The organism is Mycoplasma elephantis ATCC 51980, from assembly GCF_000687815.1.
GTDB classification, from domain to species: domain Bacteria; phylum Bacillota_I; class Bacilli_A; order Mycoplasmatales; family Metamycoplasmataceae; genus Mycoplasma_H; species Mycoplasma_H elephantis.
This window is the reverse complement of the sequence record NZ_JHXU01000010.1, coordinates 1-22,295: the sequence shown is the minus strand read 5'-3', so window position 1 is coordinate 22,295 and position 22,295 is coordinate 1. Positions and strand designations below refer to the sequence as shown.

Below are 22,295 nucleotides of genomic sequence, written 5' to 3'. Positions count from 1 at the left end.
TTAACCAGATTTTTTTATTTTTTCATTTGCGCAGCAACTTCATCAGCGAAATTAACTACTTGTTTTTCAACCCCTTCGGCTAATTCATAACGAATAAAACTAATAAGAACCGTATTGTTTTGTTTTAGATATTGTTCTACACTCATTCCTGATTCCATTACGAATGCTTGTTTTTCTAAAACGAATTCAGATAATTCTTTATTTATTTTTCCTTCAATAATTTTTTCTTGAATTTTTTCAGGTTTTTTAGCTAATGAAGGATCTTTTTTGAATTCTGTTTCCATTTTTTTAATTTGTTCATTTGGAACATCTTTTACTAATGCATATTGCGGATTCATAGCAGCTACTTGCATACCAACATTTCTTAAAATTGTTTCGTTTTGACCCTCACCTACAACAATAACCGCTATTTTATTATTATTGTGAGTATACCCAACTACCAATTTATTATTTACCGGTAATTGAACAGCTCTACGTAAAGCTATTTTTTCACCAATAACACCTGTTGCTTCGTCACATAAAAGTTTAATGTTTTTATTATCTTTTGTTTTTATTTTTTCTAATTCTTCTTCATTATTAAATTTATTTGATAGTAACAATTCTTCGATTTTTTTACTTAAATCAATAAATTTTTGGTTTTGAACAACAAAGTCTGTTTCACTATTTAATTCATAGAGAACAGCATATTTATTATTTTTAATAAATTTAACTATTCCTTCAGCAGCTATTCTTGTTGATTTTTTAGCAGCTTTTTTTAATTTATTTTCATTTAATCATTGAATTGCTTTATCTAAATCTCAACCAGATTCTTCAAGTGATTTTTTGCAATCTAACATTGGAGCATCAGTAATTTCTCTAATTTTTTTAATAAGTTCTAATTTATTGTCGGCCATTATTTTACCTCTTTTTCTTGTTGTGTTTTAGGTTGACGACTTACTTTTCAATTACTTGATTGTTTTTGATTTGAAACAAATGGTTTTTTAACAAAAGGTTTTTTATCTTTATTTTCTTTTTCTTCTTCAACATCAAAAACAATATTTTCATCTGGTTCATAAGCAAATTTAGCTTTTTGACCTTGAGCGGTTGCTATAGCGTCAGCCAATATTGTAATTATTAATTGAATTGTTTTTGATGAGTCATCATTTGCTGGTATAGGTATATCAATCAAGTTTGGATCAAAGTTTGTGTCAGAGATACCAATTATTTTTATACCTTTTTGTCTTGCTTCTCTAATAGCATTTTTGTTTTCAAGCGGATCGGCAATAATCATGAAATGAGGTAAGTACTTCATTTTTCTTATACCTGTAAGATTTAATTTTAATTTTTCTAATTCCTTAGTTTTGTCAAGAGCTTCTTTTTTGGTGTAACCAGCAAATCCATTTTGTTCAAGTTCTTCTAATTTTTCTAAGTATCCAACTCTTTTGAAAATCTCGTTATGGTTTGTAAATGTTCCGCCTAACCATCTTTCTGTAACATAAAATGAATTTGTTCTAATAGCTTGTTCTTGTGTTACTTTTTTAGCTTGGCTTTTTGTTCCAACAAATATAAATGAAGCATTTTTTTGCGCAGCCTTATTAATTATTCTATAAGCAAATTCAAGTGCTAAAGTTGTTTTAACTAAATCAATAATATGTGTTCCAAATTTAGACATGTGAATATATTGTTGCATATTAGGGTTTCTAAATGATGTTTTGTGTCCGAAGTATGCTCCTGATTCTAATAATTTATCTTTTGAAACTATTGGTTTAGAAGACTCAGTTGAATTTTCTTTTTGTACATTTTTTTCTGTGTTTTCTAATTTTGTTTTTTCTGTTGGTTCTGTAACTAATTTTCTTCTTTTTTCACTAGTATTTTTTAAAGTTGCATCAGTTACTTTTTCCTCTTTTTTAACTCTTTTTGGTTTATCGGTAGAAAGTTTTTTTTCTTTCTTTTCTTGTTCTATTTTTTCCATAAATTTAATTCCTTTTTTTGTTTTACTTCCTAATATTTCGAAACATAAGACTTTTTCTCAAAGCACACTTATGAAATTCATATTAGTGTTTGATTATAAATAATCTCTATAATTTTAACATATTAATTATTAATAAGTTATTTATGTTAAGAATAAGATAATTTTTTGAATCAAAAAATAAATAAATTCTTTGAAAAATGAATATTTTTAAACAATTAAAAACAAAAAATGATAAATAAATTCTTTTTATTTTTTGAAACTATATTACTAAATAACTTATAATAAACTATTATGGAAAATAAAAAATTTATACCTTGAAAGATAATATGAGAATATAAAAGACAAAAAAATAAGAAAAAAAAACAAGCGTTAAAAAACTCTGATTTTTCTGAAATTGATTGAGGTAATTTTGATAAATTTTGCGATTGATTTAATAATCAAATACGTCATATTAAAGATACGCAAATTTTGAATATTATTCCTGTAGATTTGGGCAAATTCTTAAACCTACCATTTCAATCTAAAAACAATAAAACCAATGACAACTTTAAGAAAATAAGTAAATTTTTAAAAATGGAAATGAAACAAGAAGAAAACTTATTTTTGGAATACAATCTAAAAAATAAATTTAATTACTATGATTCTAATGACTTTGCCGAAAGAGTGAAAAAAACAAATTTTGATTTTGAAGAGCTAATGGTAAATATTTGAGATAAAAATCAAAAGGAATCAAATTGTTTTTATTCATTATATGACACAGGTATTTTAAATTTTAATTATATGTATTCTATTAATGATTTAATATCAAATGATGAAGAAAAAATCTTTTTTAAAAGCTTATACATTCTAAGAAAATTTCATGTTATTTTTAAACATGAAGATATTTTAAGTGATTTTTCTAAATTATCCGATTTAGCAAAATTAAATTTTATAAAAGAACATGTTAATTACTTGTTTTTAAATTATGGTGAAATTTCAAGAAACGAAAAAAATATAGACTACTCTTCATTGATTTTTATTAAAAAAAGAACAAGCTTACTTAAATTTATAAATAGATTAAAAGGCGCATTATATTCACCGTTATATGTAAATAAATTAAAATTAGCTACCGAAAAAACTAAACTAAAATCATCTCGTAAAATTGATCGTTTATTATCTTTATCAAATAATTATCCCGAAATAGATTATGAAGGTTTGAGTTCTGTTAATACAATTTTTTTAGATTCTAAAGATTCAAGTCGTTTGGGATACAATAATTTTTTAAATTCATCAATTTACAAAAAAATAATTAATTTCGAAAAATGAAATGAAATAGCTAATTTTAAAAAAGAAGAAAAATCAGAATCAAAAACAAATGATCGTATCACTAAGTGTGTAGCGAATGACGGGTATATAGCAACAGATAAAAAAGATCTATATAGTATATTAAATTATGATAAAAAAGATAAAGATGGAATAAAAGAAGCAATGACTATAAAAGATTTTATCGTTTTTTATAACTATATCCAATCATTTAGAGCTCTTTGTGATTCAATAGTTTATAATTTGTCTCGCATTCAATATGATTTTTATGGTTTAAAAAATATTGTTCCTGTTTTTAAATACTATAAAAACCAGGTAAATGAATTTCATTTATTCATAAATGATAAAAACGAATTTAATTTCAAAAAAGATATTTTTGATAATTCGGAAATAGAATTTAAACTAGATTATTGCATTTCTGCACTTGAAACAAAATTTACAGTAGAAGATGCAAAAAGAGAAAAGAAAAAAGCTATAAATTCCGGAATTCTTCAATTTACAGTTTTGATTTTTGCTGGTATAGCAGCTTATAGTGTGCTATATAAATTTTTGGGTCCAGACGGAAAATTTGAGGTTCCATACTTTATTTATTGAGGTCCTTTTGCAATATTATTGGTTTTATTAATAGCTGCACTTGCCTCATATCTTGATAAAAAACGGTAATTTTGGCTCATTTTTCATAATTTTTTTTATTTTTTACATTTTTTAAGATTTTTTGCACATATATAGGTGAGGTAAAGTTATGGAATATAAAAATAAACAAAAAGAAATAGAAATAGCAATTAAAGAAATTACAAAAAAATTCGGAAAAGAATCATTGATGCTTTTAGGAGAAAAACAGGAATTTAATGTTGAAACATTTCCGACTGGTTCAGTTCTTTTAGATAGAGCTTTAGGATGTGGTGGATGACCTAAAGGTAGAATTATAGAAATTTATGGTCCTGAGTCATCAGGGAAAACTACATTAAGTTTGCATGCAATTGCAGAGATTCAAAAACAAGGCGGAGTGGCCGCATTTATTGATGTTGAGCATTCAATTGATCCAAATTATGCAAAAAATTTAGGTGTTGATATAGATAAGCTATTATTATCACAACCAGATAGTGGTGAGCAAGCTATGGAAATAGTGGATATATTAGCGCGATCAGGAGCTGTAGATTTAATTATTTTAGATTCTGTAGCTGCATTAGCTACTGAAGCGGAACTAAATGGAGAAATGAAAGATCAAACAATAGGTGGTCAAGCTCGATTAATGTCTAAGGCTCTTCGCAAAATTACGGGTAATTTAGCAAAAAATAAAACAAGTATAATTTTTATTAATCAAATTCGTGAAAAAATAGGAATTATGTTTGGCAATCCGGAAACAACTCCGGGCGGAAGAGCACTTAAATTTTATGCAACAATTAGATTAGAGGTAAGAAAAGCTAGTCAAATTATTAATAATGCTGAAGCAACAGGAAATATAATCAAGATGAAAGTAGTAAAAAATAAACTTTCTGCACCATTTAAAACAGTAGAATCAGAGATAATTTATTCTCTTGGAATAAATAAAGTGGGCGAAATAATTCAATTAGCTTTAGAAAAAAAGATTCTCGAACGAAAAGGAGCTTGATATTCATATAAAAATGAAAATATTGCACAAGGTTTATCTAATTTAGTATCCCTCCTTAAAGAAAACAAAGAAATGTATCAAGAAATTGTGTCATTAATTTAATATAATAAACCTATGAACAAAAAAATTAACATTTTGTTTTTAGGTGATATTTTTGGAGAACCAGGGATTTGTACAATTGAAACAAAATTACAAGAACTTATTAAGAAATATAAGATAGATTTTGTTATAGCTCAATCAGAAAATGTTTCAGGTAGAAAAGGATTAATAAAATCTGATTATTTAAGATTAAAAAAATCAGGTATAAATGCATTTACTTTAGGTAATCATGTATGAGCAAAAAAAGATATTTTAGATATTATTAAAAATAATGATGTTATAAGACCCGCAAATGTAGATGTTAGTTATCCAGGAACAGGTTCAAGAGTTTTTAATGTTAAGGAAAAGAATGTAAGAGTAACCTCATTAATGGGTATTACTTTTAATAAACTTATGTCTCCATGAAAACAAGAATATGCTAACTCATTTTTTGATACTATTGATTCAATAATAGAAAATGATAAATCTGACTTTCATATTATTGATTTTCATGCTGAAACAACTAGCGAAAAATATGTCCTTGGATTATATGTTGATGGTAAAGTTAGCGCCGTTCTTGGCACGCACACACATGTACAAACAAACGACGACAAGAAATTGCCTAATGGTACATTATACATTACTGATGCTGGGATGTGCGGTCCGCAAAATTCAGCAATAGGTGCTAATTTTGATGATGTGTATCAACATATGAGGTATGGCAATTTTGTTAAATTTCAGGTGTCGAAAAATAAAACTCAAATTAATGGAGTTGTGTTAAATTTAAATACGGATAAACAAAAAAACATCATAAAGAAAATAAACATTGCATAAATCAATAATTAATAAAAAACCATTTTTAAGTTGTTTTTAACTTAATTTTGGTATTTTTTATTTTTTTTATATTATATATAATAAAACCTTCTCTTTATTATATAATTGAAAAGCTACTAAACTTTGAAGCATAAGGTTGCTGATACACTAAAATTAGTTGTTGAGAGTGTAATTCAGGTTTTTATGTGGAGTTAGTTCGGCAAAGAACAAAGGAGACAACAAAATGGAAAAAATAACAATTAAAATTAAAGGATTTGAACACGAGTTAGTTGATATAACAGCAAAGAAAATCGTAACAATAGCACAAGATGCAAAATGTAAATTTTCTGGACCTGTACCATTACCTACAAAACGCGAAGTATTTACAATTTTACGTTCTGTTCACATTAACAAAAAATCTCGTGAACAATTTGAACAAAAAACTCATCAAAGATTAATTACTTTAATTAAACCATCAGCTAAATTGGTTGAAAGTTTAAAACATACAGAATTACCTTTTGGTGTAGAAATAAAAATTAATTAAATTTTAATAAGGAGAAAAAATGAAAGGAATCTTAGGACGCAAAATAGGGATGACTCAAATCTTTACTGCTGAAGGTAATGCATTACCCGTTACAGTAATTGAAGTTCAACCTAATGTTGTTACGGCTGTTTTGAGTAAAGAAAAAAATGGTTATATTGCTACTCAACTTGCTGCTTTCGAACAAAAAGAATCAAGAGTAAGTAAACCTGTTCTTGGAAAGCTCAAAAAAGCTAACACAACACCTAAGCGCTACATTAAAGAAATTCGTAACATGCAAGGTTATGAATTAGGACAAGTGGTTAACGCATCAATTTTTAAAGATGGTGACTTAATCGATATTACTGGCACATCAAAAGGTAAAGGGTTTGCTGGTACAATTAAGCGTTGGAATCAAGCTATAGGACCAAAATCACATGGTGGTGGTGGTGGTTCGCAACCAATAAGACAAACTGGTTCACTTGGTGATATTTCTGGAAACAAAGTTGTTAAAGGTATGACAATGCCTGGGCAACTTGGTCATGAAAAAACTACAATTCAAAATTTAGAAATTGTTAAAGTAGATATTAAAAATAATTTGATTATCGTTAGAGGTTCAATTCCTGGACCTAAAAAATCGATTGTTATCTTAAAAGAAGCAATTAAACCTAATGTAAAATCAAAAGAAGCAATTAAATTAGTAGATGTAAAAGCAGCCCACCAAAGAAACTTACTACTTGATGAAGCTAAACAATTAAAAGTAGAAGTTACAACTGAAATGTCTAATGAAGATATAGAAAATGCTATTGCTGAAGCTAAAAAGAATGTTGAAAATGAAAAGAATGGAGATAAATAATGGCTGAATCAAAAGTTACTAAAACAGATAAAGTTAAAAAAGTATCTACTTCTAAAACAACAACTCAAGCAAAAGCAAAAGAAACAAAAAAAACTGCATCAACTAAAGCATCTAATACATTAAATAAAGAATTACCAGTTTCATTATTTGGTAGTGAAAAAATATACAAACAAGCAATTTTTGATGTTGTTATTAGTGATAGAGCATCAAGAAGACAAGGCACACATGATGTAAAAAATCGTGGCGAAGTTTCAGGTACTGGTAAAAAACCATGACAACAAAAAGGTACAGGTAGAGCAAGGACTGGTTCCTTAAAAACTCCAGTATTTGTTGGTGGAGGAAGAGTATTTGGACCAACACCTGAACGTAATTACAAACTTAAAGTTAATAAAAAAATTAGAAAAAATGCACTTATTTCTGCTTTGACATTATTAGCACAAAAAAATGGTGTTATTGTTTCTGAAACAAAAGTATCTAAAATTTCAACAAAAGAACTTGTTTCAGAACTTAAAAAATTAGGTTCTAACAATTTAAAAACTTTAATTGTTACAAGTGATACAAATGTTTTTTTAAGTGCTCGTAATTTACCTAAAGTAATTACAACAAAAGTTACATCAATTTCTGTTGAAGATTTATTGTGAACAGATAAATTAATAATTAGCAAAAATGATATTCAATACTTAGAAGGGTTGGTGAAATAATGCATTATACAGAAGTTATTAAGTCGCCAATTATGACTGAAAAAACAAATTTATTATCAGCAAATAATAATGAATATGTTTTTAAAGTTGATATCAAAACAAATAAGATTGAAATTAAAAAAGCAATAGAGTTTATATATAAGGTAAAAGTAGCAAGAGTTAATATTATTCGTCTTGAAAAACAACCTACCTCATTAGGCCGTTCAAAAGGTTGAACTGATCGTTATAAAAAAGCTATTGTTAAGTTAGTTGAAGGGGATTCAATCGTATTTATCCCTGAAGAAGATAAAACTAATTCAAAAGATAAAAAAGATGCAACTAAAGATAAATTAGATAAACAAAGTAAGCAAGATACAGCTAAAAAATTAAAAGATGTAGAAGCTAAAATAGCTGCAAAAAAAGAAAAATCTAAAAAACCAAAAATTAAAGTAGAAGATGAAAAACCAAAAGCACCAGAAGCTACATTAATGATTAAAGATCAACCTTCAGAAACTCAAAAAAGAGTTAGAAAAGTAACTAAGAAAAATGCTGAAGAAATTATAGCTGAAGCTGAAGAAAAACAAAAAACCGAAAAAGCTAAAACAACTAGAAAACCTAGAACTAAAAAAGAAGAAGTATCTTCAGAAAATGTCGAAGTAAAACCAAAAAGAACTAGAACCAAAAAAGAAGAAACACCTTCGGAATTAGGTGAAGACAAACCAAAGACAACTAGAAAACCTAGAGCTAAAAAAGAAGAAACAACTTCAGAGTCAGGTGAGGAAAAACCAAAAAGAACAAGAGCTAAAAAACAAACAAAACTTCAAGCTCAATTAGAAAGTGCTGGGGCAGGAGAAGATATGCTAGAATTAGCAGAAATTCTTGAATCAGCTAGAAAAAAAATAAAAACTGTTGAAAATAAGATTGTTAAAGAAGCAATCACAAAATCAATAAATGAAACAGGTGAAATTCCTGTTAAAAAAACAAGAAAATCTAAAAAAGATAAAGAAGCAGAAGAAAATAAATAATAATTAATAGCGGAACATAACTGCTTAAAAGAGAAAACCGCAATTATTTTTAAGCAAAGGAGACAAAATGGCATTAAAACATTTTAAGCCAACAACAAATGGTCGTCGTAATATGTCTCAACTTGATTATTCAATTACTCTTTCTGGACATGAACCAGAAAAATCATTATTGACAATTCTTAAAAAGAATTCGGGACGTAATAATCAAGGTAAAATTACAGTTCGTCATAAAGGTGGAAGAGGAAAACGCTTCTATCGTATAATTGACTTTAAACGTAATAAAGATAATATTCCAGCAATTGTTAAAACAATTGAATACGATCCTAACCGTTCAGCAAATATTTGTTTAGTAACATATGTTGATGGTGAAAAAAGATATATATTAGCACCTAAAGATATTAAACTTGGTGCAAAAATAATTTCAGGAGATAATGTTGATATTTTAATTGGAAACTCTCTTCCATTAGCGAATATTCCTGAAGGTACTGTTGTACACAATATTGAAATGCAACCAGGTGGAGGTGGAGTTATTGCTAGATCTGCTGGTAATAGCGCCCAAATCCTTGGTAAAGATGATGATGGTAAATATGTTGTTTTAAGGTTAAAATCTGGCGAAATGCGTCGTATTTTATCAAGATGTAGAGCAACAATTGGTGAAGTAGGGAACGAGGAACACTTACTTGTTAACGTTGGTAAAGCGGGAATTAATCGTCACAAAGGTATAAGACCAACTGTTCGTGGTTCAGTTATGAACCCTAATGACCACCCACATGGTGGAGGGGAAGGTAAACAACCTATCGGACGTAAATCACCACTTACACCATGAGGTAAAAAAGCTCTTGGTGTTAAAACAAGAAAAACTAAAAAAGCTTCAACTAAATTGATTTTAAGAAGAAGAAAGGAAACTAAATAATGGCTAGAAGTTTAGAAAAAGGTCCATTCGCTGATGAACATCTACTTAAGAAAGTAGATGCAATCATTAACAAAAAAGCACCAAAAAAACCAATCAAAACTTGATCGCGTCGTTCAACTATATTTCCAGATTTTATTGGTTTAACTTTCTTGGTTCACAATGGTAATAAGTTTATTGAAGTTTATGTAACAGATGATATGGTTGGTCACAAACTTGGAGAATTTAGTCCAACAAGAACATTTACGGGTCATGGAGCAGATAAAGGTAAGAAGAAATAATGAAAAAAAATATTATTTACGCTCACAAAAAAATGCAACGAATTTCAGCTCGTAAAGCACGTTTAGTTGCCGATTTATTCCGTGGCAAAACTGTTGCGCAAGCTGTTGATATTCTTAGAAATACCCGTAAAAAAGCATCATTATTATTTATTGAATTACTTAACTCTGCTATTGCGAATGCTGTTAACAATAATGGTTTAGAAGCATCTAAATTAGTAGTGTCAGAAGTGCTTGTTAATGAAGGACCAACTCTTAAAAGATTTCAACCTCACTCAAGAGGAACCGCTAAACCAATTTTAAAAAGAACATCTCATTTAACAATTGGAGTATCAGTTCCAGTTACAGAACAATCAACAAATACAAAAGTTGTTGAAGCAAAAGAAAAATCAGTTAAGAAAGAAGTTGTAAAACCAACCATAGAAGCTAAAAAAGAAAAACCATCAAAACCAACAAAAGAAGTTAAAAAAGAAGAAAAACCATCAAAACCTAAGGCAACTGTCACAAAAAAATCTACCACAAATAAAGAAACCAAACCTAAAAAAGAACCAAAAGCAAAAGGAACAAAATAATGGGACAAAAAGTTAATCCAAATGGATTCCGTTACGGAATTACAAAAGAACATAATACAAAATGATTTGCTGATAAATCAAAATTTAGTACATTGCTTTTAGAAGATCAAAAGATTTATAAATTTTTTGATAAATTGGTTCGTCAATATCAAATTGGTAGCGTAGAAATTAAACGTAATAAAGAAAACAAAGTATTAATTAGAGTACATAGCGCTAAATCAGGGGCTCTTTTAGGACAAAATGGCGAAAATATTAAATTAATTACTACAAAACTTCAAAAAGTAGTAAAGAATCGTAAATTAGAAATTGCAATTGATGTTCAAAATATTGCAAAACCTGAATTAAATGCTCGTTTAGCAGCTGAACAAATCGCTATTAAATTAGAAAATCGTGAAAGTTTCAGAATTGCGCAAAAATTTGCAATTAGAAATGCTATGAAAGCTGGAGCTAAAGGAATTAAAACATCAGTATCTGGTCGTCTTAACGGTGTTGATATGGCTCGTACTGAAGGATATAGTGAAGGTGAAATGAAACTTCATACATTAAGACAAAAAGTTGAGTATGCAAGAGCAACAGCTCGCACAACATATGGTGCAATTGGTGTTAAAGTTTGGATTTCATTAGGTGAAATACTTGAAGGAGGTAACAAAAATGTTACAACCAAAAAAGACTAAACACAGACGTGTATTTAGAATTTCTCACGATAAAACAAAAGCTTTTAAAGGTAATACTGTTGCATTTGGTGAATACGGATTACAAGCTCAAACAAGTGCATGAATTTCTGCTAGACAAATAGAAGCAGCTCGTATCGCCATTACTCGTCATATGGGTAGAGAGGGTCAAGTTTTTATTAGGATATTCCCTCATTTATCATTAACATCAAAACCAATTGGTGTTCGTATGGGTTCTGGTAAAGGTTCTCCTGAAAAATGAGCAGCAGTTGTTAAAGTTGATACTATGATGTTTGAAGTAAAAGGTGTTAATGAAACAATGGCTCGTGAAGCTCTAAGGTTAGGTGGTCATAAATTACCTGTTAAATTTAAAATTGTTAAAAAAGAAGATGGAGGTAAATAATGAAATATAAAGTTTTTAGTGAAAAAAGTGAACAAGAACTTAAGACTCTTATAGAAGATCTTAAAGCTAAATTATTTACCTTAAGATTTAAAAATAAAACTGGACAAGCTGATCAAACACACCACATTCAAGCAATTAGAAGAGATATTGCAAGAGCATTAACTGCTCTTAATTCCCTTCAAAAAGGAGATAAATAATGCGCGAAACATCTAGAAAAACTCTTGTAGGTAAGGTTGTTTCAACAAAAAATGAAAAAACTATTATTGTTGCTGTTGAAACATATAAAAACCACCCAACATATCAAAAACATTTTAAATCAACTAAACGTTTTGCAGTACATGATGAAAATAAACAAGCAAATTTGAATGATATTGTCTCAATAATGGAAACACGTGCATATTCAAAAACAAAACATTTTCGTCTAGTATTAATTAAAGAAAAAGCAATTCAAGGAGCTGAATAATGATTCAAGAATTATCGGTTGCAAATGTTGCCGACAACTCAGGCGCAAAGTTGATAAGAGTTATTAGAAATGTTGGTGGTAGCGTTAAAAAATCTTCATATATTGGTGATATAGTTACATGTTCAGTTATTAAAGCACAACCAGATGGTATCGTTAAAGAAGGTCAGGTTGTAAAAGCGGTTGTTGTTCGTAGTAAATATGGTATTCGTCGTACAAATGGTTCATATATTCGTTTTGATGATAATGCTGTAGTTCTTATTAAAGAAGATAAAACACCACGTGGGACTCGTGTATTCGGACCAGTCGCTCGTGAATTACGTGATTTAGGGTTTGCTAAAATAGTTTCATTAGCACCAGAAGTGTGATAGGAGTAATAATGAAGACAAAACTCAAGAAAAATGATGAAGTAGTAGTTATTGCTGGTAAAGAAAAAGGTAAAACCGGACGTATTCTATCTATTCAAAATAAAAAAAATACAGCTAAAGTTCAAGAATTGAACATGCAAACAAAGCATAGAAAACCATCGCAACAAAATACAGAAGGTGGTATTGTAACATTTGAAGGTCCAATAAACTTATCGAATTTATCATTACTTACCAAAAAAGCATCAAAAGGTAAACCTGCAGAACATTCAAAATTAGGCACAAAAACTAACAAAGATGGTAAAAAAATTAGATTTGCCCGTAAAACAGGAAAAGAGGTGTAGAAGATGAGAATAAAAGAATTATATAATTCACAAGTTCGTAATGAATTATTAAAAGAATTTAACTATAAATCTTCGATGCAAATTCCTCGTATAGAAAAAATTATGTTAAATATGACCGCTGGTCGTGAAGTAACAAACTCAAAAGCAATTGAAGAAGTTATGAATGAACTTAAACAAATTTCAAGTCAAAAACCATATCAAACAGTTGCAAAAAAATCTCTAGCTTCATGAAAATTACGTGAAGGTATGCCAATGGGAGGTAAAGTTACACTAAGACGTCAAAGAATGTGAGACTTTTTAGAAAAATTAATTCATGTTGCTATGCCACGTATAAGAGATTTTAGAGGAGTTAATCCTAAAGCATTTGATGGACGTGGAAATTTTGCTTTAGGTATAAAAGAACAAATAATTTTCCCAGAAATTGAATTCGATAAAATTCGTAAAATTAAAGGTCTTGATGTAATTATTGTAACAACAGCAAAAACCGACAAAGAAGCAAGAGCATTGCTAGAAAAGTTAGGAATGCCATTTGCAGGAAGTGAGAAATAGAATGGCAAAAACATCATTAAAAGCTAAAGCAGAAAAACATCCAAAATTCTCAACAAGAGCTTATACTCGTTGTCAATTATGTGGACGTAATCATTCTGTAATGCGTAAATTTAAAATTTGTAGAATTTGTTTCAGAAATTTAGCTCATGAAGGCAAAATTCCTGGAATTAAGAAAGCGAGTTGATAGTTATGGCTTTTATAACAGATCCAATTTCAGATATGATTGTGCGTATTAAAAATGCTTCACAACGTAAACACAAAAATGTTTCTATGCCTCACTCAACTAAAAAAGAAGCTATTCTTAAAATTGTAAAAGAACAAGGATTTATTCAAGATTTTGAAGTTGTAACAAATAAAGATAAGAAAAAAGAATTACTTGTTACTCTTAAGTATAAAGGTAACACCCCAGTTATAACAAATATTAAACGTATATCTAAACCAGGTCTTCGTGTATATGTTCAAGCTGATGATGTGCCTAATGTATTATCTGGATATGGCGTTGCAATTATTTCTACTTCAAAAGGTCTTTTAACTGATAAACAAGCAAGAAAGGAAAACGTTGGCGGTGAAGTAATCGCTTTCGTGTGATAGTATGTCTCGGGTAGGAAATCGTATTTTAACTATTCCTGCGGGAGTAGAAATCACAAATAACAACAATTTTGTTGTAGTTAAAGGTCCAAAAGGTGAATTATCAAGACAATTCAGCAATCTAATTACAATTGATGTTAACAACAATCAATTATCAACAAAACGTTCAAATGAAGAAAAACACACAAAACAATTGCATGGAACAACAAACTCTCTTTTATCTTCAATGTTAATTGGTGTTACAAAAGGTTTTAAAAAAGAATTAGTTCTTAAAGGGGTTGGTTACAAAATGACTCTTAAAGGTAACCAAATTGAAATTTTAGTTGGTTACTCACATCCAGTTTTATTAGAAATTCCAAGTAATTTAAAGGTAGAGTTACCAAAACCACTAGAAGTTACAGTTTCTGGTATTGATAAACAAGCAGTTGGTGAGTTTGCTGCAAAACTAAGAAAAGTAAGAACTCCTAATCCATATTCTGGAAAAGGTATGGCATACAAGGATGAAGTGATTAAAATTAAAGAAGGGAAAACTGCTTCTAAATAAGCAAGATAAGGAAAATATATGCAATTATCAAGAAATCAAGCACGTAAAATTAAACATGCAAGAATACGTAAAAACTTATCTGGTACAAAAAAGGTGCCTAGAATTAGCGTTTTCAAATCACTTACAAACTTCTATGCTCAAGCTATCGATGATGAAAATGGGGTTACATTAGCATCATCAGATACATCTAAAAATAAAAAATATAGTGGTAATATTTTAGCTGCTGCAGAATTAGGAAGCGAATTTGGTAAATTATTAATTTCTAAAAAAATAAAAACAGTTGTTTTTGACCGTTCAGGTTATATTTATCATGGTCGTGTTAAAGCCTTTGCGGACGCAGTTAGAAAAGAAGGAGTGAAATTCTAATGGAAGATAAAAAAGAAAAAGAATTTAAACAACCTAAAAAGCCTGCCGCTACTACAAAAGTTATTAAACCTGGTAAAACAGAAGCAGATAAAAATAAAAAAGATGATATTGTAGAAAAACGTGATCTTAAGAACGAAAAATCTGCTACAAGTTCGCACCACAATCCGCATCAAGCACGTGAAAGACAACGTGAAAATAAAAAAAATCAATTTAATAAAAAAACAGAAAATGAATTTTCAGAAAAAGTTATTGATGTTGCTCGTGTAACAAAAGTAGTTAAAGGTGGACGTAATTTCTCGTTTTCAGCCTTTGTTGTTGTTGGTAATAAAAAAGGTAGTGTAGGTTATGGTCATGGTAAATCAAAAGAAGTTCCAGATGCAATCAAAAAAGCAGTTAAAGACGCAAGGAACCATTTAACAGAGGTACCTTTAATTAAAAATAAAACAACAATACCTCATGAAATCACATCTAAATTTTTAAGTTCTAAAGTAATTTTAAAACCTGCACCAAAAGGAAAAGGAATTATTGCCTCAGGTTCTGTTCGTGCAGTAGTTGAATTAGCTGGTTATAGTGATATTGTTACTAAAACATATGGTTCACGTTCAAAAACAAATGTTGTTAAGGCAACATTAAAAGCATTAAAAATGCTAAGAACTCCAGAACAAATTGCTGCTCTTCGTGACAAAAAACTAGAGGAAATTATTTAAGGAGCAAATATGGAATTACATAATTTAAAAGCAACAAATAATTCTCGTCCAGAAAAACACCGTAAAGGTCGTGGTGAAGCGGCAGGAAAAGGTAAACAAGCTGGTAAAGGTCAATCTGGACAAAATAAACGTAAAGGTCATAGATTAGGTTTTGAAGGTGGTCAAACTCCTTGATTTAGAAGAATTGGTAAACGCGGTTTCAATAATGTTAATCATATTGAATATCAAATCATTAATCTTCATGATCTAGAAAAGCATTTTAAAGATAATGATACTGTTACAATAGAAAAAATTAGAGATTTAAAATTAGCATCAAAAAATTATTTAAATATCAAACTTTTAGGTAATGGAACATTAACTAAAAAATTAACTGTACAAGTAAATGCTGTGTCTAATTCGGCACAACAAGCTATTGAAAAACTTGGAGGAAAAATAGAGGTAATTTAATGGATAAAAATAATTTTTTTAGCAATCTTTGACTCAAAATTTTAAATTTATTCTATTTCTTTAAAAAGAAATGGAATCATTTTTGAGACAACCATTCAGTGCTAAAAAAAGGACTTTTTACCTTTTTCTTACTATTTATTTTTATTGTAGGAACTCAAATTCGGATTCCTTATGTAAAAATTGGTCAAGGCGTAGAAAATAGTACATTCTTTAGTACTTTAAACATGGTATCAGGTGGAGGGCTTAAACAATTCTCATTAATGGCTTTGGGTATAAGTCCATTCATATCTGCAAGTTTAATTATGTCGCTTTTACAAACAAGATTATGTCCCCCAATGTTAAAGCTGAGCCAATCAGGTCCGCAAGGCAGAAGAAAAATAAATGTAATTACACGTGTTTTGACACTTATATTATCTTTTCCGCAGGCAATTTTGTTAGCAAAATCATTACAAGCTGGTGGAATAATTAATTTTAGTACAAATAATATTTTTATTATTTATGTTTTTATCCCATTTATTCTTGTTGGCGGAAGTCTTATTGCTTTATTTTTGGGAGAGGAAATTACTTCTAAAGGAATTGGTAACGGAACAAGTTTAATTATTTTTGTTGGTATTGCTATGGGATTGCCAGCATCATTTCAAATGGCATTTAGATTTTATGTAGGAAATATTGATTCACCAGGGTTTTTAAATGGGTTAATTAAATTTATTACATATTTAATAGCTTATTTAATATTACTTGTTGTAATTATTTATTTCTACTTAGCTGAACGTCATATTCCAATTCAACAAATAGGAGCTGGTAGAAGTAGTCAAGTTAAAGAGATGGGTAAATTACCAATTAAAGCAAACCCAGCAGGAATAATGCCAATAATTTTTGCATTTATGGCTCTTTCTTTTCCAAATATGATCGCCGGACTTTTAAGTGATAACAACTATGGTAAATATTGAATTCAAAATAATTTACAATTTCATCAACCAATAGGTTTTGCGCTTCTTGTTATAGTAACATTTACATTTTCAATAATTATAGGATTGCAACAACCAAGAATAGATAAAATTGCTGAAGATTTTGTTAAATCTAGTACATTTATTCCAGGGGTTAGACCTGGAGAGGATACTGAAAATTATTTAATCGGAGTGGTATTTAGGTTGTCTATTTTTTCTGCTTTTTACTTAACGTTTTTGGCTAGTTTACAATTTATTATGGTTATGTTAGGTATGCCACAAATGATAGCGTTTGGTGGTACATCAATGATGATTCTTGTTTCTGTTTCAATCGAAACTGTTTCACAAGTAAAAGCTCGCTTTAAAACACAAAAAATGTCAAAAAGCAATAAAAAAGCAAAATCATCTAAAGACTATAAAGGATTATTATGATAAATATTTTATTTTTAGGTGCCCCAGGAGTTGGTAAAGGTACCGTTGCTAGCATTATAGCTAATGAAAAAAATGTTGAACATATATCTACTGGAGTTTTATTTCGCAAAGAAATAGCAAGCAACTCAGAGCTAGGTTTAAAACTAAAATCAATAGTTGAATCAGGTAGTTATGTAGATGATGAATTAACAAATTTACTCGTTAAAAAAGTAACTAACAATCTTAAAAAAGAATCAAGATCTTTCATACTTGATGGATATCCTCGCACTATAAATCAAGCAAAATTTTTAACTTCTCTTGAACAAGAAGATATAAAAATTACTAAAGCTATTCTTTTAGAAGCGCCAGAAAAAGTTTTAATTGAACGTTTAAGTGGTCGTCGTTTTTGTCCTCAATGCCAAAAAAACTATCATATTAAATTTTCTCCAAGTAAGTTGATTGATTTATGTGAAGTAGATAAAACACGTTTAGTTCAACGTAAAGATGATAAACCTGAAGCTATTAAAAAACGTTTAAAAGTGTATGAAGCACAAACGCTTCCATTAATTAAATATTATAAAGATTTAAACCTTTTACAAACCTATAATGCTGACAATAAATCGGACAAAATAGCAGCATTAATTATGAAGGATTTATACTAAATGTCATTAATCAAAACACCTGATGAAATAGCTAAAATAACTAAATCGTGCGAAATCCTGGCAGAGGTAAAACAAATTTTATATGATCTCATAAGTCCAGGAATTTCTTTAGAAGCATTAGATGCGATTGCTTTTAAAGAAATTAAAAAAAGAAATGCAGAACCAGCATTTCTTGGTTTATATGGTTTTCCAAAAACAATTTGTATAAGTGTTAATGATGAGCTTATTCATGGAATACCAAGTAATTATGTATTAAAAGAAAATGATGTTGTTAAAATAGATGCGGGTTGTATTTATGAAGGATATAATTCAGATTCTGCATTTACAAAAATAGTTGGTAAAGGTACATATTTAGACCAAAAACTAGTTGAAATAGCAAAAAACGCTTTTTATGAAGGGTTAAAAGCAATTAAAAAAGGCGCTCATGTTGGTGATATATCATATGCAATTGGCTCATATATAAAAAAACAAGGATATTTTACTCCAAAGGAATTCACCGGTCATGGAATAGGAAAAAAACTTCATGAGGATCCATATGTTCCAAACGAAGGTAAACCTGGTACAGGCATGAAACTTCAAGATGGAATGGTTATTTGTATCGAGCCAATGATCTTGCAAAATTCACCAAAAATTAAAATCGCATCAGATGGCTGAACTGTTTTAAGTCAAGATAAAAAAAACACAGCACATTATGAACATACTGTCTTAATTAAAGATGGTAAAGGAATTATTTTATCGAAAGGAATTTAGATGGCAAAAGATGCAATAAAAATGCAAGGTAAAGTAACTAAAATGCACTCTAACGAAAGCTATGAAGTTACTTTAGAAAATGGCATGGTAATCAATTGCCATATATCCGGTAAAATTCGTCAATTTCATATAAGAATTTTGCCTGGTGATACAGTCGATATTGAAATTAGTCCTTATGATTTACAAAAAGGACGAATTACTTACAGACACAAATAAGGAGCAAACATGAAAGTAAGAGCAAGTGTAAAAACAATTTGCAAGGACTGTAAAATTATTAAAAGAAATAGTGTTATTAGAATTATTTGCAAAACTAATCCTAAACACAAACAAAGACAAGGATAAATATGGCTAGAATTTTAAACGTAGAAATACCAAATGACAAAAGAGTCGTAATTTCTTTAACATATATTTACGGAATAGGTAAAACTTTAGCGCAACGTATTTTGGCTAAAGTAAATATAAATGAAAATATACGCGTTAAAGATCTAAGTGAAGAACAATTGACCGCAATTCGTGAAGAAGCAAAAAAATACCAAACTGAAGGTGATTTACGTCGTGAAACTTCATTAAATATAAAACGTTTAATGGAAATTAAATCATATCGTGGTATAAGACATAGAAAAGGCCTACCTGTTAGAGGTCAAGTAACTCAAAAGAATGCCCGTACAAGAAAAGGCCCAAGAAAAACCGTAGCAGGAAAGAAAGGTAAATAATCATGGCCACACCTAAAACAAAAGCAAAACCAGTTAAGAAAACAAAAAGTAAAAATATAACTTCAGGTATAGCACATATTCACTCAACACATCAAAATACAATTGTTACATTCACTGATTTAAAAGGAAATGTAATTGCATGAAGTAGTTCTGGAGCAATAGGCTACAAAGGTACAAAGAAAAAAACTCCTTATGCAGCAGGTTTAGCAGCAGCAGCTGCAAGTGAAGCTGCTAAAGAACACGGAATAAAAGAAGTAAAAGTTGAACTTAAAGGTTTAGGTTCTGGAAAAGATGCTGCTCGTAAACAAATAGAAGTTTCAGGTATAACTGTTAAAGAAATTAAAGATGTAACTCCAGTTCCACACAATGGAACAAGACCACCCAAAAAAGTTCTTAAAAGATTAAAGGTATAGTAGGTAAAAATGGATAAATATACAAAACTAAAATACCGTGAAACAAAAGAAAAATCAATTTCTGAATTTCAATCTCAATTTACTGTTCAACCTCTTGAAAGAGGATTGGGTAACACAATTGGTGTTGCTTTAAGAAGAACACTTTTATCATCTATTTCAGGCATAGCTCCATTTGCAATTCGTTTTGCAAATGTTAGACATGAATTTGAAACATTGCCAGGTGTTGTTGAAGATATGGCAAGATTAATTCTTAATGTTAGAAAAATTAATTTTTCATATAATCCTGAATTATTTAAAGATGATGAAATTGTAAAGGTTTCATTCAAAGCTGATAAACCAGGTCGTCAAACATATACAGGACAAGATTTAATCGTATCAGGCGAAGGCGGAGTGCAAGTTGTTAACAGAGATGTTGAAATTGCTACTGCAGATAAAGGTAAATTAGAATTTGAATTATTTTTAACTTCAGGTCGTGGTTTTAGATCTTTTGAAGAAAATAAAGAATTTGTTAATTATAAATCAGCAAAATTAGTTACATCAAACTCTGCGTTTTCAAGTTCTAAATTAATTGCAATAGATAGTGATTTTTCACCAATTAAAAATGTAAATATTTTTGTTGAAGAACTAAATTCAGCGTCAGCAAAAATAGAAGAAAAATTAACCATTGATATTACAACAAACAACACTGTTTCAGCAAAAGATGTTTTATCTCAAGCTGCTCAAATTCTTATAGCTCATTTCCAAGTTATAGGTAAGGTGGAAAATTTAGATGAAATAGATGTATTTGAAAAAGAAGTTAATAAAACCACAGAAGCTTCTACTATTACATTAGAATTAAGTGAACTTGAATTATCTCCACGTAGTAGTAATTCACTTTGTAGACATGGTATAACATCAATACATCAACTAACACAAATGAGACTTGAAGAATTAAGACAAATAAGAAATTTGGGTGATTTATCTGTAAAAGAAATAGTTGCTAAATTAAAGGAACACGGATATGAACTTAAAGAAGGAGAAGAATAATGGCTAATCCAATACAACTTTATCGTCGTAATACAGCATGAAGACATGGTGTAATGCGTTCATTAACAACAGATGTCATGAGATATGGAAAAATTACAACTACAATTACAAGAGCAAAAGAACTTCGTAAACATGTTGAAAAAATGATAACAAAAGCAAAAACAAATACTCTAGCATCAAGAAGACAAGCTGCTGCATTTCTAAGAAATATTAATATATCAGAAAAAGAAACTGTTTTACAATACTTATTTAGCAAATTAGGGCCCAAATACGCAAACCGTAATGGTGGTTATACAAGAATAATTAAATTACCTCGTCGCCTAGGTGATAACACAAGAATGGCAGTAATTGAACTTGTTTAATTTGATATGTAAAAAGCAACAAAAATGTTGCTTTTTATTATTATATTTTTTAGATTATTTTGCCATGTTTTTAATTTATTTTTTCAAATAATTCATTTAAAAATGAAATAGATCTTTGTTTATTATTATTTTCTTTTAATAATTTTTGTATTTTTTCATTTGAACTTGAACCATAAAAAGTAATTGTATTACTTCCTTCATTTCCATCTACTTTAGCTAAAATAAGTGTTAAATTATTTTTGTCGGGTTCTTCAAATAATGATATATTTTCATTTTCAAAATATTTTTCATATCCTTTTATAATATTTGTTACTTTGTTTGATTTATCGTTAATATCTTTTACCTCAATATAAAAACAATATTCTTTTTTATTTGAATGTTCTTTTTCATTTGGAATTATTTTAACAACAAAATCAGGATATGAAGTTGCAATACTTGCTTCCTCATCTAAATATTCTAAATATAATCCGTGAAAAACAGGATTCTTTGTTCATACTTTTATTTGGTATTTACTATTTTCATTATCAATAATTCTTTTATTTAATTTTTTTAAAAAATTGAGTTCAATTTTTGAATCAAAGTAATTAATATTTTTATTATTTTTACTTTTTGATTTATTATTTTCATAAGCATATTTTTTTGAGCGAATATTAGCATTTTTAGTATTTTCTAATATAAAAAATTCACTAGATTTTGGAAGATTTTGTGTCTCAATTTTATATAATTCATTTTTTTCAATATTACTAGAATCATTAATAGTTTTAAAAAATATGTGTTTAATTTCTTTTAATTTAGTTATGGAAATAATAGTTCACATAAGATTAATTGAAAAATTGTTTTCAATAATGTTGTTTTCAATAATGTTTTTATTTTCGTTATTTAATTCACCAAAAAATCATCTTTCAATTTCAGAAATAATATCTTTATTAAAATATTTTTTATTTTCTATTAAGAAATTTTCCTTATACAT

Annotated in this window: 34 protein-coding genes and 1 pseudogene; 32 read left to right on the top strand and 3 right to left on the bottom strand. The window is 28.8% G+C overall.

The features are described 5' to 3' along the window. Positions 1 to 14 precede the first annotated feature (14 nt). Both tsf and rpsB read right to left on the bottom strand, forming a co-directional pair. Entirely contained in the window at positions 15 to 893 is an 879-nt protein-coding gene (gene tsf, locus T380_RS0102845) for a translation elongation factor Ts (protein WP_027334390.1), read from the bottom strand. Next, positions 893 to 1,951 (bottom strand): 30S ribosomal protein S2, encoded by a 1,059-nt coding sequence (rpsB, locus tag T380_RS04000; RefSeq protein WP_084259845.1) that lies wholly within the window; start codon positions 1,949 to 1,951, stop codon positions 893 to 895. The genes tsf and rpsB overlap by 1 nt, the downstream gene beginning before the upstream one ends. 291 nt (positions 1,952 to 2,242) lie before the next feature. Here rpsB and T380_RS0102835 point away from each other — a divergent pair, with 291 nt between their 5' ends. The 32 genes and pseudogenes from T380_RS0102835 to rplQ all read left to right on the top strand — a co-directional run bounded on the left by T380_RS0102835 (position 2,243) and on the right by rplQ (position 21,325). Next, positions 2,243 to 3,916 carry a hypothetical protein gene (locus tag T380_RS0102835; RefSeq protein WP_027334389.1) on the top strand — a complete coding sequence of 558 codons (1,674 nt, stop codon included), beginning with the start codon at positions 2,243 to 2,245 and terminating at the stop codon, positions 3,914 to 3,916. 79 nt (positions 3,917 to 3,995) lie between these two features. After that, positions 3,996 to 4,967: a recombinase RecA gene (gene recA / locus T380_RS0102830; RefSeq protein ID WP_027334388.1), complete on the top strand. Its 972-nt coding sequence runs from the start codon at positions 3,996 to 3,998 to the stop codon at positions 4,965 to 4,967. 12 nt (positions 4,968 to 4,979) lie between these two features. After that, positions 4,980 to 5,777 carry a TIGR00282 family metallophosphoesterase gene (locus T380_RS0102825; RefSeq protein ID WP_027334387.1) on the top strand — a complete coding sequence of 266 codons (798 nt, stop codon included), beginning with the start codon at positions 4,980 to 4,982 and terminating at the stop codon, positions 5,775 to 5,777. 223 nt (positions 5,778 to 6,000) lie between these two features. Further along, positions 6,001 to 6,300, top strand: a complete 300-nt coding sequence (gene rpsJ, locus T380_RS0102820) for a 30S ribosomal protein S10 (protein WP_027334386.1) — start codon at positions 6,001 to 6,003, stop codon at positions 6,298 to 6,300. A gap of 19 nt (positions 6,301 to 6,319) precedes the next feature. Further along, on the top strand, positions 6,320 to 7,132 hold the full coding sequence (gene rplC, locus T380_RS0102815; protein ID WP_027334385.1) for a 50S ribosomal protein L3: 813 nt from the start codon (positions 6,320 to 6,322) through the stop codon (positions 7,130 to 7,132). Beyond that, entirely contained in the window at positions 7,132 to 7,833 is a 702-nt protein-coding gene (gene rplD, locus T380_RS0102810; protein ID WP_027334384.1) for a 50S ribosomal protein L4, read from the top strand. The genes rplC and rplD overlap by 1 nt, the downstream gene beginning before the upstream one ends. Beyond that, positions 7,833 to 8,837, top strand: coding sequence for a 50S ribosomal protein L23 (rplW, locus tag T380_RS04250; RefSeq protein ID WP_051599989.1), 1,005 nt, complete (start codon positions 7,833 to 7,835; stop codon positions 8,835 to 8,837). The genes rplD and rplW overlap by 1 nt, the downstream gene beginning before the upstream one ends. Before the next feature lie 67 nt (positions 8,838 to 8,904). Then, complete coding sequence (gene rplB, locus T380_RS0102800) at positions 8,905 to 9,750, top strand: 50S ribosomal protein L2 (RefSeq protein ID WP_027334383.1); 846 nt, start codon at positions 8,905 to 8,907, stop codon at positions 9,748 to 9,750. Further along, positions 9,750 to 10,028 (top strand): 30S ribosomal protein S19, encoded by a 279-nt coding sequence (gene rpsS / locus T380_RS0102795; RefSeq protein ID WP_027334382.1) that lies wholly within the window; start codon positions 9,750 to 9,752, stop codon positions 10,026 to 10,028. The genes rplB and rpsS overlap by 1 nt, the downstream gene beginning before the upstream one ends. Then, positions 10,028 to 10,360: pseudogene (gene rplV / locus T380_RS04485) on the top strand (50S ribosomal protein L22); the annotation flags it as partial. The gene rpsS and the pseudogene rplV, both read left to right, overlap by 1 nt. Positions 10,361 to 10,596: 236 nt before the next feature. Beyond that, positions 10,597 to 11,271, top strand: a complete 675-nt coding sequence (gene rpsC / locus T380_RS0102785; protein WP_027334381.1) for a 30S ribosomal protein S3 — start codon at positions 10,597 to 10,599, stop codon at positions 11,269 to 11,271. Continuing rightward, the gene (gene rplP / locus T380_RS0102780) at positions 11,249 to 11,671 is read left to right on the top strand and encodes a 50S ribosomal protein L16 (protein WP_027334380.1); all 423 of its coding nucleotides are present in this window, start codon (positions 11,249 to 11,251) and stop codon (positions 11,669 to 11,671) included. Before rpsC ends, rplP begins: the two co-directional genes overlap by 23 nt. Beyond that, positions 11,671 to 11,868, top strand: a complete 198-nt coding sequence (gene rpmC, locus T380_RS0102775; RefSeq protein ID WP_027334379.1) for a 50S ribosomal protein L29 — start codon at positions 11,671 to 11,673, stop codon at positions 11,866 to 11,868. The genes rplP and rpmC overlap by 1 nt, the downstream gene beginning before the upstream one ends. Beyond that, positions 11,868 to 12,134, top strand: a complete 267-nt coding sequence (gene rpsQ, locus T380_RS0102770) for a 30S ribosomal protein S17 (protein ID WP_027334378.1) — start codon at positions 11,868 to 11,870, stop codon at positions 12,132 to 12,134. Before rpmC ends, rpsQ begins: the two co-directional genes overlap by 1 nt. Beyond that, on the top strand, positions 12,134 to 12,502 hold the full coding sequence (gene rplN / locus T380_RS0102765) for a 50S ribosomal protein L14 (protein ID WP_027334377.1): 369 nt from the start codon (positions 12,134 to 12,136) through the stop codon (positions 12,500 to 12,502). Before rpsQ ends, rplN begins: the two co-directional genes overlap by 1 nt. Before the next feature lie 8 nt (positions 12,503 to 12,510). Then, positions 12,511 to 12,840, top strand: a complete 330-nt coding sequence (gene rplX, locus T380_RS04460; RefSeq protein WP_027334376.1) for a 50S ribosomal protein L24 — start codon at positions 12,511 to 12,513, stop codon at positions 12,838 to 12,840. 3 nt (positions 12,841 to 12,843) lie between these two features. Continuing rightward, positions 12,844 to 13,389: a 50S ribosomal protein L5 gene (gene rplE, locus T380_RS04455; RefSeq protein WP_027334375.1), complete on the top strand. Its 546-nt coding sequence runs from the start codon at positions 12,844 to 12,846 to the stop codon at positions 13,387 to 13,389. A 1-nt stretch (position 13,390) separates the two neighbouring features. Further along, the gene (locus tag T380_RS0102750; RefSeq protein WP_027334374.1) at positions 13,391 to 13,576 is read left to right on the top strand and encodes a type Z 30S ribosomal protein S14; all 186 of its coding nucleotides are present in this window, start codon (positions 13,391 to 13,393) and stop codon (positions 13,574 to 13,576) included. A gap of 2 nt (positions 13,577 to 13,578) precedes the next feature. After that, positions 13,579 to 13,980 (top strand): 30S ribosomal protein S8, encoded by a 402-nt coding sequence (gene rpsH / locus T380_RS0102745; protein WP_027334373.1) that lies wholly within the window; start codon positions 13,579 to 13,581, stop codon positions 13,978 to 13,980. Position 13,981: 1 nt separating this feature from the next. After that, the gene (rplF, locus tag T380_RS0102740) at positions 13,982 to 14,521 is read left to right on the top strand and encodes a 50S ribosomal protein L6 (protein ID WP_027334372.1); all 540 of its coding nucleotides are present in this window, start codon (positions 13,982 to 13,984) and stop codon (positions 14,519 to 14,521) included. Between the two features lie 18 nt (positions 14,522 to 14,539). After that, positions 14,540 to 14,887, top strand: a complete 348-nt coding sequence (gene rplR / locus T380_RS0102735) for a 50S ribosomal protein L18 (protein ID WP_027334371.1) — start codon at positions 14,540 to 14,542, stop codon at positions 14,885 to 14,887. Next, positions 14,887 to 15,594 carry a 30S ribosomal protein S5 gene (gene rpsE, locus T380_RS04310; protein WP_027334370.1) on the top strand — a complete coding sequence of 236 codons (708 nt, stop codon included), beginning with the start codon at positions 14,887 to 14,889 and terminating at the stop codon, positions 15,592 to 15,594. Before rplR ends, rpsE begins: the two co-directional genes overlap by 1 nt. A 9-nt stretch (positions 15,595 to 15,603) precedes the next feature. Next, positions 15,604 to 16,041: a 50S ribosomal protein L15 gene (rplO, locus tag T380_RS0102725; RefSeq protein ID WP_027334369.1), complete on the top strand. Its 438-nt coding sequence runs from the start codon at positions 15,604 to 15,606 to the stop codon at positions 16,039 to 16,041. Further along, positions 16,041 to 17,423, top strand: coding sequence for a preprotein translocase subunit SecY (gene secY / locus T380_RS0102720; protein ID WP_027334368.1), 1,383 nt, complete (start codon positions 16,041 to 16,043; stop codon positions 17,421 to 17,423). The genes rplO and secY overlap by 1 nt, the downstream gene beginning before the upstream one ends. Then, the gene (locus T380_RS0102715) at positions 17,417 to 18,061 is read left to right on the top strand and encodes an adenylate kinase family protein (RefSeq protein WP_036436965.1); all 645 of its coding nucleotides are present in this window, start codon (positions 17,417 to 17,419) and stop codon (positions 18,059 to 18,061) included. The genes secY and T380_RS0102715 overlap by 7 nt, the downstream gene beginning before the upstream one ends. Next, the gene (gene map / locus T380_RS0102710; RefSeq protein ID WP_027334366.1) at positions 18,062 to 18,811 is read left to right on the top strand and encodes a type I methionyl aminopeptidase; all 750 of its coding nucleotides are present in this window, start codon (positions 18,062 to 18,064) and stop codon (positions 18,809 to 18,811) included. Positions 18,812 to 18,832: 21 nt separating this feature from the next. Then, positions 18,833 to 19,027, top strand: a complete 195-nt coding sequence (gene infA, locus T380_RS0102705) for a translation initiation factor IF-1 (RefSeq protein WP_425411601.1) — start codon at positions 18,833 to 18,835, stop codon at positions 19,025 to 19,027. A gap of 9 nt (positions 19,028 to 19,036) precedes the next feature. Beyond that, positions 19,037 to 19,153, top strand: a complete 117-nt coding sequence (gene rpmJ / locus T380_RS0102700) for a 50S ribosomal protein L36 (RefSeq protein WP_027334364.1) — start codon at positions 19,037 to 19,039, stop codon at positions 19,151 to 19,153. A 2-nt stretch (positions 19,154 to 19,155) separates the two neighbouring features. Beyond that, positions 19,156 to 19,524, top strand: a complete 369-nt coding sequence (gene rpsM, locus T380_RS0102695) for a 30S ribosomal protein S13 (RefSeq protein WP_027334363.1) — start codon at positions 19,156 to 19,158, stop codon at positions 19,522 to 19,524. Positions 19,525 to 19,526: 2 nt separating this feature from the next. Next, on the top strand, positions 19,527 to 19,937 hold the full coding sequence (gene rpsK / locus T380_RS0102690; protein ID WP_027334362.1) for a 30S ribosomal protein S11: 411 nt from the start codon (positions 19,527 to 19,529) through the stop codon (positions 19,935 to 19,937). Positions 19,938 to 19,946: 9 nt separating this feature from the next. After that, complete coding sequence (locus tag T380_RS0102685) at positions 19,947 to 20,963, top strand: DNA-directed RNA polymerase subunit alpha (protein ID WP_027334361.1); 1,017 nt, start codon at positions 19,947 to 19,949, stop codon at positions 20,961 to 20,963. Beyond that, on the top strand, positions 20,963 to 21,325 hold the full coding sequence (rplQ, locus tag T380_RS0102680; RefSeq protein WP_027334360.1) for a 50S ribosomal protein L17: 363 nt from the start codon (positions 20,963 to 20,965) through the stop codon (positions 21,323 to 21,325). The genes T380_RS0102685 and rplQ overlap by 1 nt, the downstream gene beginning before the upstream one ends. A 70-nt stretch (positions 21,326 to 21,395) precedes the next feature. Here rplQ and T380_RS04395 read toward each other — a convergent pair. Then, on the bottom strand, positions 21,396 to 22,295 hold a 900-nt coding region (locus T380_RS04395), incomplete at its 5' end, for a hypothetical protein (protein ID WP_027334359.1).